The 14,921-nt window shown below is 70.2% G+C and carries 12 protein-coding genes; 7 read left to right on the top strand and 5 right to left on the bottom strand.

Going from position 1 to position 14,921, the window contains the following annotated elements:
* Window positions 1–162: 162 nt before the first annotated feature.
* Window positions 163–1,362, bottom strand: a complete 1,200-nt coding sequence (locus tag OG883_RS22230; protein ID WP_266543551.1) for a bifunctional adenosylcobinamide kinase/adenosylcobinamide-phosphate guanylyltransferase — start codon at window positions 1,360–1,362, stop codon at window positions 163–165.
* 92 nt (window positions 1,363–1,454) lie between these two features.
* Here OG883_RS22230 and OG883_RS22225 point away from each other — a divergent pair, with 92 nt between their 5' ends.
* A complete protein-coding gene (locus OG883_RS22225) occupies window positions 1,455–1,664 on the top strand; it encodes a hypothetical protein (protein WP_266543549.1) in 210 nt (69 codons plus the stop codon).
* A gap of 277 nt (window positions 1,665–1,941) precedes the next feature.
* On the opposite strand, the gene OG883_RS22220 is transcribed toward OG883_RS22225, so the two are convergent.
* The 3 genes from OG883_RS22220 to OG883_RS22210 are packed head-to-tail and all read right to left on the bottom strand — an operon-like array spanning window position 1,942 to window position 5,163.
* Entirely contained in the window at window positions 1,942–3,720 is a 1,779-nt protein-coding gene (locus OG883_RS22220; RefSeq protein ID WP_266543546.1) for an ABC transporter ATP-binding protein, read from the bottom strand.
* 52 nt (window positions 3,721–3,772) lie between these two features.
* Complete coding sequence (locus tag OG883_RS22215) at window positions 3,773–4,504, bottom strand: bifunctional 2-polyprenyl-6-hydroxyphenol methylase/3-demethylubiquinol 3-O-methyltransferase UbiG (RefSeq protein ID WP_266549327.1); 732 nt, start codon at window positions 4,502–4,504, stop codon at window positions 3,773–3,775.
* A 59-nt stretch (window positions 4,505–4,563) separates the two neighbouring features.
* Complete coding sequence (locus tag OG883_RS22210; RefSeq protein WP_266543544.1) at window positions 4,564–5,163, bottom strand: DUF3043 domain-containing protein; 600 nt, start codon at window positions 5,161–5,163, stop codon at window positions 4,564–4,566.
* Between the two features lie 292 nt (window positions 5,164–5,455).
* Here OG883_RS22210 and OG883_RS22205 point away from each other — a divergent pair, with 292 nt between their 5' ends.
* From OG883_RS22205 to OG883_RS22180, 6 genes are all read left to right on the top strand, one after another.
* On the top strand, window positions 5,456–6,253 hold the full coding sequence (locus OG883_RS22205; RefSeq protein ID WP_266543541.1) for a PspA/IM30 family protein: 798 nt from the start codon (window positions 5,456–5,458) through the stop codon (window positions 6,251–6,253).
* Window positions 6,254–6,262: 9 nt separating this feature from the next.
* A complete protein-coding gene (locus OG883_RS22200; RefSeq protein WP_266543538.1) occupies window positions 6,263–6,541 on the top strand; it encodes a hypothetical protein in 279 nt (92 codons plus the stop codon).
* 224 nt (window positions 6,542–6,765) lie between these two features.
* Window positions 6,766–7,986 carry a sensor histidine kinase gene (locus OG883_RS22195; RefSeq protein ID WP_266543535.1) on the top strand — a complete coding sequence of 407 codons (1,221 nt, stop codon included), beginning with the start codon at window positions 6,766–6,768 and terminating at the stop codon, window positions 7,984–7,986.
* Window positions 7,983–8,669 (top strand): response regulator transcription factor, encoded by a 687-nt coding sequence (locus tag OG883_RS22190; protein ID WP_266543532.1) that lies wholly within the window; start codon window positions 7,983–7,985, stop codon window positions 8,667–8,669. The genes OG883_RS22195 and OG883_RS22190 overlap by 4 nt, the downstream gene beginning before the upstream one ends.
* Before the next feature lie 149 nt (window positions 8,670–8,818).
* Window positions 8,819–11,950, top strand: coding sequence for an efflux RND transporter permease subunit (locus OG883_RS22185; RefSeq protein WP_266543530.1), 3,132 nt, complete (start codon window positions 8,819–8,821; stop codon window positions 11,948–11,950).
* Between the two features lie 277 nt (window positions 11,951–12,227).
* Window positions 12,228–13,430: an IS110 family transposase gene (locus OG883_RS22180; RefSeq protein WP_266537911.1), complete on the top strand. Its 1,203-nt coding sequence runs from the start codon at window positions 12,228–12,230 to the stop codon at window positions 13,428–13,430.
* A gap of 279 nt (window positions 13,431–13,709) precedes the next feature.
* Here the strand turns inward: OG883_RS22180 and nadA are convergent, their stop codons facing one another.
* Window positions 13,710–14,900, bottom strand: a complete 1,191-nt coding sequence (nadA, locus tag OG883_RS22175; RefSeq protein ID WP_266543527.1) for a quinolinate synthase NadA — start codon at window positions 14,898–14,900, stop codon at window positions 13,710–13,712.
* Window positions 14,901–14,921 lie beyond the last annotated feature (21 nt).

Here is a 14,921-nt window from a genome sequence, read left to right as displayed (position 1 = left end):
CCTGCTCATTCGCCGAACAGTACAGTCACCCGGTCTTGTGGTGGGCGTGGGTCGGGGGCTCGGTGGTTGCTGTCCGGCGGGTGGTTTTCCTCGCGAGGGGCCGGGGCACGGGCGGGCGTCCCAGCGGTCCTGGCGGTCCTGGCGGTCTTGTCGAGGGGGTGGTCAGCCGCGCAGGGGGAGCACCTGGCCCGCGACGACCAGCAGGACGTGCTCGCACTCCGCGGCGAAGGCGGCGTTGAGACGGCCCAGTTCGTCACGGAAGCGCCGGCCCGAGGCGGTGGCGGGCACCACGCCGCTGCCGACCTCGTTCGTCACCGCGACGACCGTTCGCGAGGTCTGCCGCACCGCCGCGATCAGTTCGGCGACCCGCTCGCGCAGCGCACGCTCGCCGTCCGCCGCCCACGTCGTGTCGTCCCATGCGCCCACCTCGTCCATCGCGTCGGTGAGCCAGAGCGAGAGGCAGTCGATCAGCATCGGCGGCCCGTCCTCGGCCAGCAGCGGCACGAGATCACAGGTCTCGGTGGTACGCCACGAGTTGGGCCGGCGCTCACGGTGCTGCGAGACCCGGGCCGCCCACTCGGTGTCCCCCTCGCGACGGCCGCTCGTCGCGACGTACAGCACGTCGGCGAAGGTCTCCAGCCGCCGCTCGGCCTCCAGCGACTTGCCCGAGCGGGCGCCGCCGGTCACCAGGGTGCGGCGCGGGACATCCGGTACGGCGTGGTACTCACCGACGATCAGGGTCGTCCCGTCCGGCACGGTCCGCGCGCCCGCCGCCGCGAGCCGGCGGGTCAGCTCGTCGCCGCCCGGCACGTCGTGGTCGATATGCACGGCGATGACATCGGTCGTGGACCCGATCGCCCCCGCGGCACGCAGCCGGGCCACGGCGTCGGGGCGCCCGATGACATCGGCGACGACCATGCCGTATGCCGCCAGCCCCTCCGCGAGGCCGGCGGGCGATCCGCCGGGGGGCAGATAGAGGAGCCGCTCGCCCTCCGGGGAGATCACCTCGTACCCCGTCCCGGGGTTGTCCATCGGCACGGCCCGCACCCGGTGCCCGCTGATCAGGGTCAGCTCCCGCCCGTCCGGCACCCGCCCGGCCGCGGGCAGCCCGGCGGGCAGATCCACGGCGGGCCCGTTGTGCGGATGCGTCAGCAGAACCTGCCGTACGCCGACGAGGGAATGCCCGGACCGCGCGGCGGCGAGGGCGGCTCCGGGAGTGAGATCGAGCAGCAGCGCCCCGTCCACGAGCAGCGCGGTCGCGGCCCGCGCCAGGGGCCCGCGGGCGGTGGCGCAGACGGCACAGGGACAGTCGGGGCGGGGGAGTCCGGCGGGGGCGCCGGTGCCGAGCAGAGTGAGTTCCACGCTCACGATCCTCCCGCGTCACCGCGGGGCGTGCGCGCCCGGCTACGCTGCGGGCAGCAAACAGATCAGCGGGTGGGACCTGGGAGGCGGACATGGCGTGGACGTGGCGGTTCGAAAAGTCCGACGGGACGGAGGTCCAGCCGGCGGTGCAGCCGGAGGAGTTCACCACGCAGGGGGACGCGGAGTCCTGGATCGGTGAGGTCTGGAAGGACCTCGCGGAGGGGGGCGCGGACCAAGTGGTGCTGTCGGAGGACGGAACAAAGATCTACGGCCCGATGAGCCTGCACGCGAACGAGTCGTAGGGACGGGTGGGTCGCGGGAAAGCCTTGAGGCTCGGCTCCGAACGGGGCTCAGCTCCGAACGGGGCTCAGATCCGCGCACCATGCGGCGGCGCGAAGCGGCCGCCGTTCGCCGGCGGTGGGGGTACCTCGTGCCCCCACCCTTCGGCCTCGGGGGTCCAGGGCGGAGCCCCGGTCGGTGCGGCGTCCCGCGGCGGGCAGCCGGCGCGTTCGCCGGGGGTGTGGGGTACCTCGTACCCCACACCTCACTCCCCGGGGCCCGGCCGCCGGCATCCGCCGATCAGGCTGACCCCGGCGCCGACGCCAGGAACTGAGTGGCCGCCAGCTCCCCGTACAGCGGATCCGCCGCCACCAGCTCACTGTGCGTCCCCACCGCCCGCACCTTCCCCGCGTCCATCACCACGATCCGGTCCGCCAGCGTCACCGTCGACAGCCGGTGCGCCACCACCAGCACGGTCACCTCGCGCGACACCTCCGTCACCACGTCGCGCAGTGCCATCTCGTTGACCGCGTCGAGCTGCGAGGTCGCCTCGTCCAGGAGCAGCAGCCGGGGCCGGCGCAGCAGCGCCCGCGCGATCGCCACCCGCTGCCGCTCGCCGCCCGAGAGCTTGGAGCCGCGGTGCCCGACCACCGTCTCCAGCCCGTCCGGCAGCCGCTCAACGAGCGAGTCCAGCCTGGCCCGCACGAGCACCTCCCGGATCTGCTCCTCGCTCGCGTCCGGCGCGGCGAAGACCAGGTTCTCGCGCAGCGTCCCCGCCAGCACCGGAGCGTCCTGCTCGACATAGCCGATCGCGGCCCGCAGATCGGCCAGCGGCCACTCGCGTATGTCCGTGCCGTCGATGGTGATCCGGCCGCCGTCCGCCTCGTAGAACCGCTCGATCAGGCCGAAGATCGTCGTCTTGCCCGCGCCCGAAGGCCCGACGAACGCCGTCATCCCGGCCCCGGGGACCTCGAAGGAGACGCCGTGATGCACGTACGGGAGGTCCTCCCGGTAGCGGAAGGTGACGTCCTTGAAGATCACGTCGGCCGGCCCCGTGCCGGCGGCCCCCGCCGGAGCGGTCAGTTCCTCCGTCTCCAGGCGCTCCGCCTCCACGATCCGCGCGATCGCCGCCGAGCCCACCTGGTACTGCGAAGCCGCTTCCACCAGCCGTGACACCGGGTCGATCAGGAAGAAGAGATAGAGCAGGAAGGCGACGAGCGTGGAGATGGAAATCGCGCCGGATGCGACCCGAGCGCCGCCGATCCCCAGCACTGCCAGGAAGGACACCTGTACGGCGAGCCCCACCGAGGACCAGGCCACCGACTGCCACTTCGCGGACCGTACGCCGTGCCGCCAGGCCTCCTGCGCCGCCTTCTCGATGACCGCCGTCTCGCGCTCCTCGGCGCCCGAGGCCTTGAGCGTACGGAAGGCTCCGAAGGCCCGTTCCAGCACGGTGGAGATCTCCCCGACCGCCTCCTGCGCACGCCGCGTCGCCTGCGCGATCTTCGGCATCACCAGCCCGACCGCGCCGCCGATCAGCACGATCACCCCCAGCGTCACGCCCAGCAGCACCGCGTCCATCAGGCCCATCATCACGATGGTCGCGAGGAAGGCGAGCCCGCCGGTCGCGGCGGAGACGATCGACTGGGTGGTGACCGCGCGCAGCAGCGTCGTGTCCGAGGTGACCCGGGACATCAGATCGCCCGGCTGGGTCCGTTCGACCTCCGGCAGCCTCAGCCGCAGCAGGCGCCCGATCAGGGTGCGCCGGGCGGCGAGCACCACGGACTCGGCGGTGCGCTCCAGGACGTACGCGCCGACCGACTCGATCGCCGTGCCGAGCACCACCAGCGCGGTGAGCAGCACCAGGATCCCGGCGATCGAGGCGTCCTCGCCGAGCCGGTCGACCAGGGTCTTGGCGGCCAGCGGCTGCGCCAGCCCGGTCGCGGCGCCGATCAGGGTGAAGAACGCGCCCAGCGCCACGACCCAGCGGTGCGGGCGGAAGTGCACGTACAGGGCCCGCCAGGTCTCACGGGCGGAGAGCTTGGGGGTCGTTTCAGCGGCGGTTTCTGAAGTTGTCACTTCAGTGAGGACGCGAAAGCCCCCGGCATACCTGAGCCGGGGGACGGTGAATTCAGCCGCGTACGCCACACAGGTGCAGCAGCGTCGCGACACCGCGGTACGGCTCCGTGCGGCCCGCGCGATCCTCCGCCGCCAGCAGCCGCTCCAGCTCACCGGCCGGCAGTTCGCTGTCGTGGGCGACGTTGTCGGTGAAGACCCGCACCCCGTACCAGGCGTGCAGCGGCGCGGCGATCCCCGCCAGCGTCGCCGTCAGGGCCTCCAGACGGTCCGCGCGCACCGGAAGCCCGAGCCGGTCGGCGTACGTGTCGGTGTCGAAGGCGGTCAGCGCAGCCTGCCAGTCCCCGGCCAGCCCCGGCCGCATGGCCAGCGCGTCCGCGTTGCGCACGAGCAGCGAGAGCAGGCCGCCCGGCGCCAGCATCCTGGCCAGGCCGGCGAGCAGCCCGTCCGGCTCCTGGACGTACATCAGGACCCCGTGGCAGAGCACCACGTCGAAGCTGCCGGGCAGGAAGTGCACCCCGGTGTCCCGGCCGTCGCCCTCGATCAGCCGGACCCGCTCGCGGATCCCGGCCGGCTCGCCGGCCAGCGACTCACGGGCCGCCGTGAGCATCTCGTGATCGGCCTCGATGCCGGTCACCGCGTGCCCGGCCCGCGCCAGCCGCAGCGCCTGGGTGCCCTGGCCCATGCCGACGTCGAGGATCCGCAGCCGCTGCCCCACGGGGTAGCGGGCGGCTATCTGCTCGTCGAGCTGACGGGCGACAAGCTCCTGGCGGACGGTGTTGCGCAGCCCACCGAGCCCGGCCGGCCAGTCGGCCGGTGCGTCTGCGAGGCCGGAGACCTCCGTGCTCAGGGCCGCTCTCCGCGCTTGACCTGCGGCTTGGGCAGGCGCAGTCGGCGCATCTGGAGAGTACGCATCAGGCCGTAGGCGACGGCACCGCGCTTCGGCTCGTTCGGGAAGCGCTCGCGCAGCTGCTTCTTCAGCCGCATCGCCAGCCCGATCGAGTCAATGACGATCATGACGATGACGCCGAGCCAGAGCAGCAGCGCGATGTTCTGCAGCGAGCCGACCCTGACCATGCTCAGCACCAGGATCACCACGGCGAGCGGCAGGAAGAACTCGGCGATGCAGAAGCGCGAGTCGACGTAGTCGCGGACGAAGCGCCGGACCGGTCCCTTGTCACGGGCCGGCAGGTAACGCTCGTCGCCGCTGGCGAGGGCCTCGCGCTGCTTGGCCAGGTCCGAACGGCGGGCCTCCCGCTGGCGCTTCATCGCCTCCTTGCGGTCGACCGGCCCGCTGGAGGCACGGCGTCGCTGGCCCTGTGCCTCACTGCGCTTGGGCGTCGGGCGGCCCTTGGGGGCCTCGGGGTCGCGGGGCTGCTTGGAGAGGTCCGGCGTCACCTTGTCGGTGGGGGCGGCCTTCTCTTCCTTGGAACGGCTACGGAACACAAAGCCCAAGGGTACGGGGTGGAGCGCACGGACCCCACCCCGGCCGGGAACGATCCCGCAACGGCCTGCGTCTTCAGGGGACAGGAGACGGCCGCAAGCCGGACAGAGCGGACGTTGCCCGTGGTTTCCCTGATGGCCACCTACTCCTTGCGCCGGATCGGAGCCGTACGCAGTCGTCCTTGGGGAGGAGCGCATCCGCACTGGAACAGTGCGGTAATGGATGCAGGGCCCGTACTGTGGGTTCTGTTGGAGTGCTGAAGCTGAGTCCGTCAGAAGGGGGCGCGCGAAGCCCATGAGCGGTGTCATGAAGCGTATGGGGATGATCTTCCGCGCGAAGGCAAACAAGGCCCTTGACAGGGCCGAGGATCCGCGCGAGACCCTCGATTACTCGTACCAGAAGCAGCTGGAGCTGCTTCAGAAGGTGCGCCGCGGAGTCGCCGATGTGGCGACTTCCCGCAAGCGGCTCGAGCTGCAGCTGAACCAGCTGCAGGGCCAGTCGTCCAAGCTGGAGGACCAGGGCCGCAAGGCGCTGGCACTGGGCCGCGAGGACCTGGCGCGCGAGGCGCTGTCCCGTCGCGCCTCGCTCCAGCAGCAGGTCAGTGACCTGGAGACGCAGCACACGACGCTGCAGGGCGAGGAGGAGAAGCTCACTCTCGCGGCGCAGCGGCTGCAGGCCAAGGTCGACGCCTTCCGTACGAAGAAGGAGACGATCAAGGCCACCTACACGGCGGCCCAGGCGCAGACCCGGATCGGTGAGGCCTTCTCCGGCATCTCCGAGGAGATGGGCGACGTCGGCCTGGCGATCCAGCGGGCCGAGGACAAGACCGCACAGCTCCAGGCGCGGGCCGGTGCGATCGACGAGCTGCTCGCCTCCGGCGCCCTGGACGACCAGTCCGGAATGGCGAAGGACGACATCGCCGCCGAGCTGGACCGCATCTCCGGTGGTACTGATGTAGAGCTGGAACTGCAGCGGATGAAGGCCGAGCTCGCGGGCGGCTCGAGCTCCAAGCAGGCGATCGAGGGCGGCGCAGCGGGCCAGCAGGACGCCGCACAGCAGCAGAACACCCCGCACAAGTTCGACAAGCAGTAGGGACTCGTCATGATCGTACGGATCATGGGGGAGGGTCAGCTGGAGCTGGCGGACAGCCACTTCGCCGAACTCAACAAGCTCGACAACGAGCTGCTGGCCGAGATGGAGAGCGGGGACGGGCCGGGCTTCCGCCGGACCTTCCATGCCCTCCTGGGACGGGTCCGCGAGCTCGGCGAACCACTGCCGGACGACTCCCTGGAGCCGTCCGAGCTGATCCTTCCGGCTCCGGACGCGACTCTCGAGGACGTACGGGAGATGCTCGGCGACGACGGTCTCATTCCCGGCTGACCGCTCGCGCCGCGATCGCACTCCACTCGCACGCGCGCGCATCCACGCGCACTCCAACAGCTGAAGTGCCCCGCTCCGGATCATTCGGAGCGGGGCACTCCTGTTTCCGTTCCGTCTCCTGCTCCGCCCACTCCGCCCACTCCGCCCCCGCTCCGGCATCCGCCCTCATCCGCCCTTCTCCCGGGCGTACACCGTCGTCGCGACACGCCGTAACGTTGCTTGACGTGACCTCACTCGCCACCGGGTTCGCCCGCTCCCAGCGCTGGCTGCGCGCGCACCCGCTGGCCTTCGACGGCGCGCTGGCCGCGGGCGTACTGGCCTGCATGATCACCGGCTCCTTCGCCGACCCGAACGGACCGCACGGGCCGGAGTTCGGCGGCCGTACCCCCGAGCTGCGCAGCGTCGTGCTGATGGTCCTGGTCGCCGGCGCCCTCGTCTTCCGCCGCCGCAACCCGATGGCCGTGCTCGTCTTCACCGGCGCGGTCTCCGTCGTCGAGCTCATCGCGGGCGACCCGGCCGCCCCGGTCGCCATGGGCGCGGTGATCGCGCTCTATACGGTCGCCTCCCGCACCGACCGCCCCACCACCTGGCGGGTCGGCCTGCTGACCATGGCGGTGCTGACCGGCACCGCCATGTTCTTCGGCTCGACCCCCTGGTACACCCAGGAGAACCTCGGCATCTTCGCCTGGACCGGAATGGCGGGGGCGGCGGGGGATGCCGTACGCAGCCGTCGCGCCTTCGTCGACGCCATCCAGGAGCGGGCCGAGCGCGCCGAGCGCACCCGCGAGGAAGAGGCGCGCCGCCGCGTCGCCGAGGAGCGGCTGCGCATCGCCCGCGACCTCCACGATGTGGTCGCTCACCACATCGCTCTGGTCAACGTGCAGGCGGGCGTCGCCGCGCACATCATGGACAAACGGCCCGACCAGGCCAAAGAAGCCCTCGCCCATGTGCGGGAGGCCAGCCGCTCCGCGCTCAATGAACTGCGGGCCACGGTCGGTCTGCTCCGCCAGACCGGCGACCCGGAGGCCCCCACCGAACCGGCCCCGGGACTCGATGTCCTCGACGGGCTGGTCACCACCTTCCGCCAGGCCGGTCTGCCGGTCGAGGTGGCCCGTGCCGACGACGGCATACGGCTGCCCGCGGCCGTCGACCTCGCCGCCTACCGGATCATCCAGGAGGCGCTGACCAATGTGCGCAAGCATGCGGGCGCGGACGCGAAGGCCGAGGTGAGCGTGGTGCGGGTGGGCACGACCGTGGAGGTCACCGTGCTGGACAACGGTGCGGGGACCGAAGGCCCCCAGGACGGTGGAGGCCACGGTCTGCTCGGTATGCGCGAGCGCGTCACCGCACTGGGCGGCACCCTCGTCGCGGGCCCCCGCTACGGCGGCGGCTTCCGCGTGCAGGCGATACTGCCCCTCAAGACCCGCACGGGGGAGGACAGATGACGATCAGGGTGCTGCTCGCCGACGACCAGGCGCTGCTGCGCAGCGCGTTCCGGGTGCTGGTGGACTCCGAACCGGACATGGACGTCGTCGGGGAGGCCGCGGACGGCGCCGAGGCGGTCGCCCTCGCCCGTTCCGTCAAGGCCGATGTCGTTCTGATGGACATCCGGATGCCCGGTACGGACGGACTCGCCGCAACCCGCATGATCAGCCAGGACCCCGAACTCGCCAACGTACGCGTCGTCATGCTCACCACCTTCGAGGTGGACGAGTACGTCGTGCAGTCGCTGAGGGCCGGCGCCTCGGGTTTCCTCGGAAAGGGTGCGGAACCGGACGAACTGCTCAATGCCATCCGTATTGCCGCCGCGGGGGATGCGCTGCTGTCCCCGGTCGCGACCAAGGGGCTTATCGCCAAATTCCTTGCGCAGGGCGGTGGTTCGGACGACGAGCGGGAGTCGAAGGCGTACTCCGAGCGGCTCGCCGCGCTCACCGTACGCGAGCGCGAAGTCCTCGTCCTGGTCGGCGGCGGCCACTCCAACGACGAGATCGCGGAGCGTCTCGAGGTCAGCCCGCTCACCGTCAAGACCCATGTGAACCGGGCGATGGCGAAACTCGGTGCTCGCGACCGCGCGCAATTGGTTGTCATTGCGTACGAATCGGGCCTGGTACGTCCAAGGGTGGAGTGAACTCACGCCTCGGCGTACTCCAGCTGCGGTATGCGCGGGATAAGGAAACCGACCTGCGGTCGACGGATCACCCCACCCGCATGGCTGATCGTATAAGCGCGGGCACCTGACCACGCCCTCCGCCGCGTAAGCCACAGAAGAGAGACCCCATGTCCTGGCTGTCCAGATTCAGCCTGTCGCAACGGGCCCTGATAGGTCTGATGTCGATCGTCGCGATCGCCTTCGGAGCGATCGCCATCCCTCAGCTCAAGCAGCAGCTGCTGCCCTCCATCGAACTCCCGATGGTCTCGGTGCTGGCCCCCTACCAGGGCGCATCCCCGGACGTGGTCGAGAAGCAGGTCGTCGAACCGCTCGAGAGCACCATCAAGGCCGTCGACGGCGTCAAGGGCATCACCTCCACGGCGAGCGAGGGCAACGCCGTGATCATGGCCAGCTTCGAGTACGGAGACGGCTCCAAGCAGGTCGTCGCCGATGTGCAGCAGGCCGTGAACCGGGCCCGCGCCCAGCTCCCCGAGAACGTCGACCCGCAGGTCGTCGCCGGTTCGACGGACGACATGCCGACCGTCGTCCTCGCCGTCAGCTCCGACAAGGACCCGCAGGCCCTCGCCGACCAGCTGGAGCGCACCGTCGTCCCGGCCCTGGAGGACATCGACGGCGTCGGTCAGGTCTCCATCGACGGCGTCCAGGATCTCCAGGTCTCCGTCACCCCCGATGACAAGAAGCTCGCGGCGGCCGGCCTGAACACCGGCTCGCTCGCCGAGGCGCTGAAGTCGGGCGGCGCGACCATGCCGGCCGGCTCCTTCTCCGAGGACGGCAAGAGCCGGACCGTACAGGTCGGCGGCGGCTTCACCACGCTGAAGCAGATCGAGGACCTGCGGGTGTCCCCCGAGAAGGGCAAGCCCGTACGCCTCGGCGACATCGCCACGGTGAAGCAGGAGGAGTCCGAGCGGGTCTCCATCACCCGTACGAACGGCAAGCCGAGCCTCGCCGTCATGGCCACCATGGACAACGACGGCAGTGCCGTCGCCATCTCCGACGCGGTGCACGACAAGCTGCCCGGGCTGCGCAAGGACCTGGGCTCCGGCGCCGAGCTGGCCGTCGTCTCCGACCAGGGCCCGGCCGTCTCCAAGTCGATCTCCGGACTGACCACCGAGGGCGCGCTCGGCCTGCTCTTCGCGGTCATCGTGATCCTGGTCTTCCTGGCCTCGATCCGCTCCACCCTGGTCACGGCGGTGTCCATCCCGCTCTCGGTCGTCCTCGCGCTGATCGTGCTGTGGACCCGCGACCTGTCGCTCAACATGCTCACCCTGGGCGCGCTCACCATCGCGATCGGCCGCGTCGTCGACGACTCGATCGTGGTCCTGGAGAACATCAAGCGGCACCTCGGCTACGGCGAGGAGCGGCAGAGCGCGATCATCACCGCGGTGAAGGAGGTCGCGGGAGCGGTCACGTCCTCGACGCTGACCACTGTCGCGGTGTTCCTGCCCATCGGCCTGGTGGGCGGCATGGTCGGCGAGCTCTTCGGCTCCTTCTCGCTCACCATCACCGCGGCTCTGCTGGCCTCGCTGCTGGTGTCGCTGACCGTCGTCCCGGTCCTGTCGTTCTGGTTCCTGCGCGCGCCGAAGGCCGTACGGGGCATCGACCCGGACGAGGCCCGGCGCAAGGCGGAGGAGAAGGAAGCGCGCAGCGCGCTCCAGCGGATGTACGTCCCCGTGCTGCGGTTCGCGACCCGTCGCCGCATCACCAGCGTCGTCCTCGCGCTCGTCGTGCTCTTCGGCACCTTCGGCATGGCCGGGCTGCTGAAGACCAACTTCTTCGACCAGGGCGAGCAGGAGGTCATGTCCATCAAGCAGGAGCTGGCCCCCGGCACCAGCCTGGATGCGGCCGACGCCTCCGCGAAGAAGGTCGAGAAGGTCCTCGACGGTATCGACGAGATCAAGGACTACCAGGTCACCGTCGGCTCCTCCGGTTTCATGGCGGCCTTCGGCGGCGGGACGGGCGCCAACCAGGCCTCGTACCAGCTGACCCTGAAGGACGCCTCGTCGTACGAGAAGACCCGTGACCGCATCGACGAGGAACTGGGCAAGCTCGACGGCATCGGCGACACGACGATCGCGGCGGGCGACGGCTTCGGCAGCCAGGACCTGAGCGTCGTGGTCAAGGCGTCCGACCCGGACACGCTGAAGAAGGCGTCCGAGGCGGTACGGGCCGAGGTGGCCGGGCTCGACGACGTCACCGACGTCCAGAGCGACCTGGCGCAGAGCATCCCGCGTATCTCGGTCAAGGCCAACGCCAAGGCGGCGGACGCCGGCTTCAACGACACCACGCTGGGCCTGGCCGTCGGCCAGGCGGTGCGCGGTACCCCGTCGGGCAAGGCGATCCTGGACGACTCCGAGCGTGATGTCGTCATCACCTCGGCCAATCCGGCGAAGACGATTGCCGAACTCCGTTCGCTGCCCCTGGGCCCGGTCGAGCTCGGCGACATCGCCGACGTCAAGCTGGTCCCCGCCCCGGTCTCGATGACCCGGATCGACGGCTCACGGGCCGCGACGATCTCGGCGAAGCCGACCGGCGACAACACCGGCGCGGTCAGCGCCTCGCTCCAGAGCAAGCTCAAGTCCCTGGACCTTCCCGAGGGCGCGACCGCCGGCATCGGCGGCGTCTCGGAGGACCAGGACGACGCCTTCGCCTCGCTGGGGCTGGCGATGCTGGCGGCGATCGCGATCGTCTTCATGCTCCTGGTCGCGACATTCCGGTCGCTGATCCAGCCGCTGATCCTGCTGGTCTCCATCCCGTTCGCGGCGACGGGCGCGATCGGCCTGCTGATCGCGACGGGCACCCCGCTGGGCGTACCGGCGATGATCGGCATGCTGATGCTCATCGGCATCGTGGTCACCAACGCGATCGTCCTGATCGACCTGATCAACCAGTACCGGGCCCAGGGCCTGGGCGTGGTGGAAGCGGTCATCGAGGGCGGCCGCCACCGGCTGCGTCCGATCCTGATGACGGCCCTGGCGACGATCTTCGCGCTGCTCCCGATGGCGCTGGGCGTCACGGGCGAGGGCGGGTTCATCGCCAAGCCGCTGGCGGTGGTGGTGATCGGTGGCCTGATCACCTCCACGCTGCTGACGCTGCTGCTGGTCCCGACGCTCTACGCGATGGTGGAGCTCCGCAAGGAGCGGCGCGCGAAGAAGAAGGCGGCGAAGCGCGCGTCGAAGTCGGACCCGGCTGCCGAGCCGGCGGAGAGCGAGTCCCCGGACCCGGAACCGGCGAAGGTCTGACGCGCACCGTGTGAGGGGTGCCCCCGGCCATGGAGGCCGGAGGCACCCCGTTACCTTCTTCGTGGCCTCGCAATGAGGCTCCCGGCCTTCGGCCCCGGTATGACTTGCGCCCCCAGTCGACATGATCGAAAAGGTGGTGTCGCCGGGTGCCGGAGGCATTGGCAGACCGCTGATTAGAGGCACGAGCGCCCCTTGGGCAGTCTCTTCGTAACGTGGATGCCGGCACGCTGATGCCGCAGGTGAGGCCGGGGAGGACGCGAGCACGGGAGCGAAGGGCATGACGGACGAGACTGGCATCGACGTCTATCTGGGCCTGGACGTCGGCAAGGGCGATCACCACGCCACCGCCGTGAGCCGGGCGGGGAAGAAGGTGTTCGACAAGCCGCTGCCCAACAGTGAGCCGAAACTGCGGGAGCTGTTCGACAAGCTCCGGGCCAAGCACGGCACGGTGCTGGTGGTCGTCGACCAGCCGGCTTCCATCGGGGCCCTGCCGCTGGCGGTCGCGCGGGACACGGGCTGCCAGGTCGCCTACCTGCCCGGTCTCACAATGCGACGGATCGCCGATCTTTACCCCGGTGAGGCCAAGACCGATGCCCGCGACGCGTTCATCATCGCGGACGCCGCCAGAGCGATGCCCCACACCCTGAGGACCATCGATCCCGCCGACGAGACCGTCGCCGAACTCGCGATGATCGCCGGGTTCGACGACGATCTCGCGGGCGAGTCCACCCGGATCGCCAACCGGCTCCGCGGCCTCCTCACCCAGATCCACCCGTCGCTCGAACGGGTCCTGGGCCCGCGCATCCAGCACCCGGCCGTGCTCAGACTGCTCGACCAGTTCGGCTCACCCGCCCAGATCCGCAAAGCCGGACGCCGTCGCCTCGTGACCTTGATACGTCCCAAAGCGCCGCGGATGGCGGAGCGGCTGGTCGAGGACGTCTTCACCGCACTCGACGAACAGACCGTCGTCGTTCCGGGCACCGAGGCTGCCGCGCTGATCGTCCCCAGCCTTGCGAGTTCGCTCCAGTCCGTTCTTGACCAGCGCAAACTCCTCGCCGCGAGGATCGAGGAACTCCTGGAGGCCCACCCTCTTTCCCAGGTCCTGATCTCGATGCCCGGCATCGGGATCAGGACCGCGGCCCGCATCCTCGTCGACGTCGGAGACGGCAGCGGCTTCGCCACCGCCGGCCATCTCGCTGCCTACGCCGGCCTCGCTCCCGTGACCCGGAACTCCGGCTCCTCCATCCGCGGCGAACACCCCTCCCGGCGAGGCAACAAACAGCTCAAGAGAGCCTTCTACCTCGCCGCGTTCGCCTCACTCTCCCAGCCCGAGTCACGCGCCTACTACGACCGCAAACGCAGGGAGGGGAAGCACCACATCGCCGCCCTCATCGCGCTCGCCCGACGACGCATCGACGTCCTCTTCGCCATGCTCCGAGACGGCACCTTCTACCAACCACCCACAGCGGCTACGGCTTGACGAAAACCATAGAGGCACCTTTTCGCCCTGCGAAGGGCACAGCGAAAGCCACTGCGGGCGGTGAGCGGCGGGCGCACTGCGGATGCAGTAAGGGGCGCCCCGCACTGCGGGACGCCCCTTACCTGCGTACGGATCACGTGCGTACGGATCACGTGCGTACGGATCACGTGCGTACGGATCACGTGCGTACGGATCACCTGCGTACGGATCACCTGCGTACGGATCACCTGCGTACGGATCACCTGCGTACGGATCACGTGCGTACGGATACGGCCGTGGCTACGGCAGTGCCAGCATCCGCTCCAGCGCCAGCTTCGCGAAGCTCTCGGTCTCCTTGTCGACCTGGATCCGGTTGACCAGGTTGCCCTCGGCCAGCGACTCCAGCGTCCACACCAGGTGCGGCAGGTCGATGCGGTTCATCGTCGAGCAGAAGCAGACCGTCTTGTCGAGGAAGACGACCTCCTTGTCGGGGTGCGCGTTCGCGACCCGGCGCACCAGGTTGAGCTCGGTGCCGATCGCCCACTTGGAGCCGGCCGGGGCCGCCTCGAGCGTCTTGATGATGTACTCCGTCGAGCCGACGTAGTCCGCGGCCGCCACGACCTCGTGTTTGCACTCGGGGTGCACCAGCACGTTCACGCCCGGGATCCGCTCGCGCACATCGTTGACCGAGTCCAGCGAGAAGCGGCCGTGCACCGAGCAGTGGCCGCGCCACAGGATCATCTTCGCGTTGCGCAGCTGCTCGACGGTCAGGCCGCCGTTCGGCTTGTGCGGGTTGTAGAGCACGCAGTCGTCGAGCGACAGGCCCATCTCCCGCACCGCGGTGTTGCGCCCGAGGTGCTGGTCGGGAAGGAAGAGCACCTTCTCGCCCTGCTCGAAGGCCCAGTCCAGCGCGCGCTTCGCGTTCGACGAGGTGCAGATCGTGCCGCCGTGCTTGCCGGTGAAGGCCTTGATGTCGGCGGAGGAGTTCATGTACGAGACGGGCACGACCTGCTCGGCGACTCCCGCCTCGGTCAGCACGTCCCAGCACTCGGCGACCTGCTCCGCCGTGGCCATGTCGGCCATCGAGCAGCCGGCGGCCAGGTCGGGCAGCACCACACTCTGGTCGTCCGAGGTCAGGATGTCCGCAGACTCGGCCATGAAGTGCACGCCGCAGAAGACGATGTACTCGGCCTCCGGCCGTGCCGCCGCGTCCTTGGCCAGCTTGAAGGAGTCCCCGGTCACGTCGGCGAACTGGATGACCTCGTCACGCTGGTAGTGGTGGCCGAGGACGAACACCTTGTCCCCGAGCTTCTCCTTGGCGGCGCGGGCGCGCTCCACCAGGTCCGGGTCGGACGGGGAGGGCAGGTCACCGGGGCACTCCACGCCGCGCTCGCTCCTGGGGTCGGCCTCACGGCCGAGCAGCAGCAGGGCGAGTGGCGTCGGCTGGACGTCGAGCTCCGGGCGGGCTTGGGCGGTGGTCACGACACGCACCCTTTCTTTTCTGCAGACAGA

Source organism: Streptomyces sp. NBC_01142, assembly GCF_026341125.1.
Classification (GTDB): Bacteria; Actinomycetota; Actinomycetes; order Streptomycetales; family Streptomycetaceae; genus Streptomyces.
The sequence above is the reverse complement of the archived record's forward strand: the minus strand, read 5'-3'. Positions and strand labels throughout refer to the sequence as shown.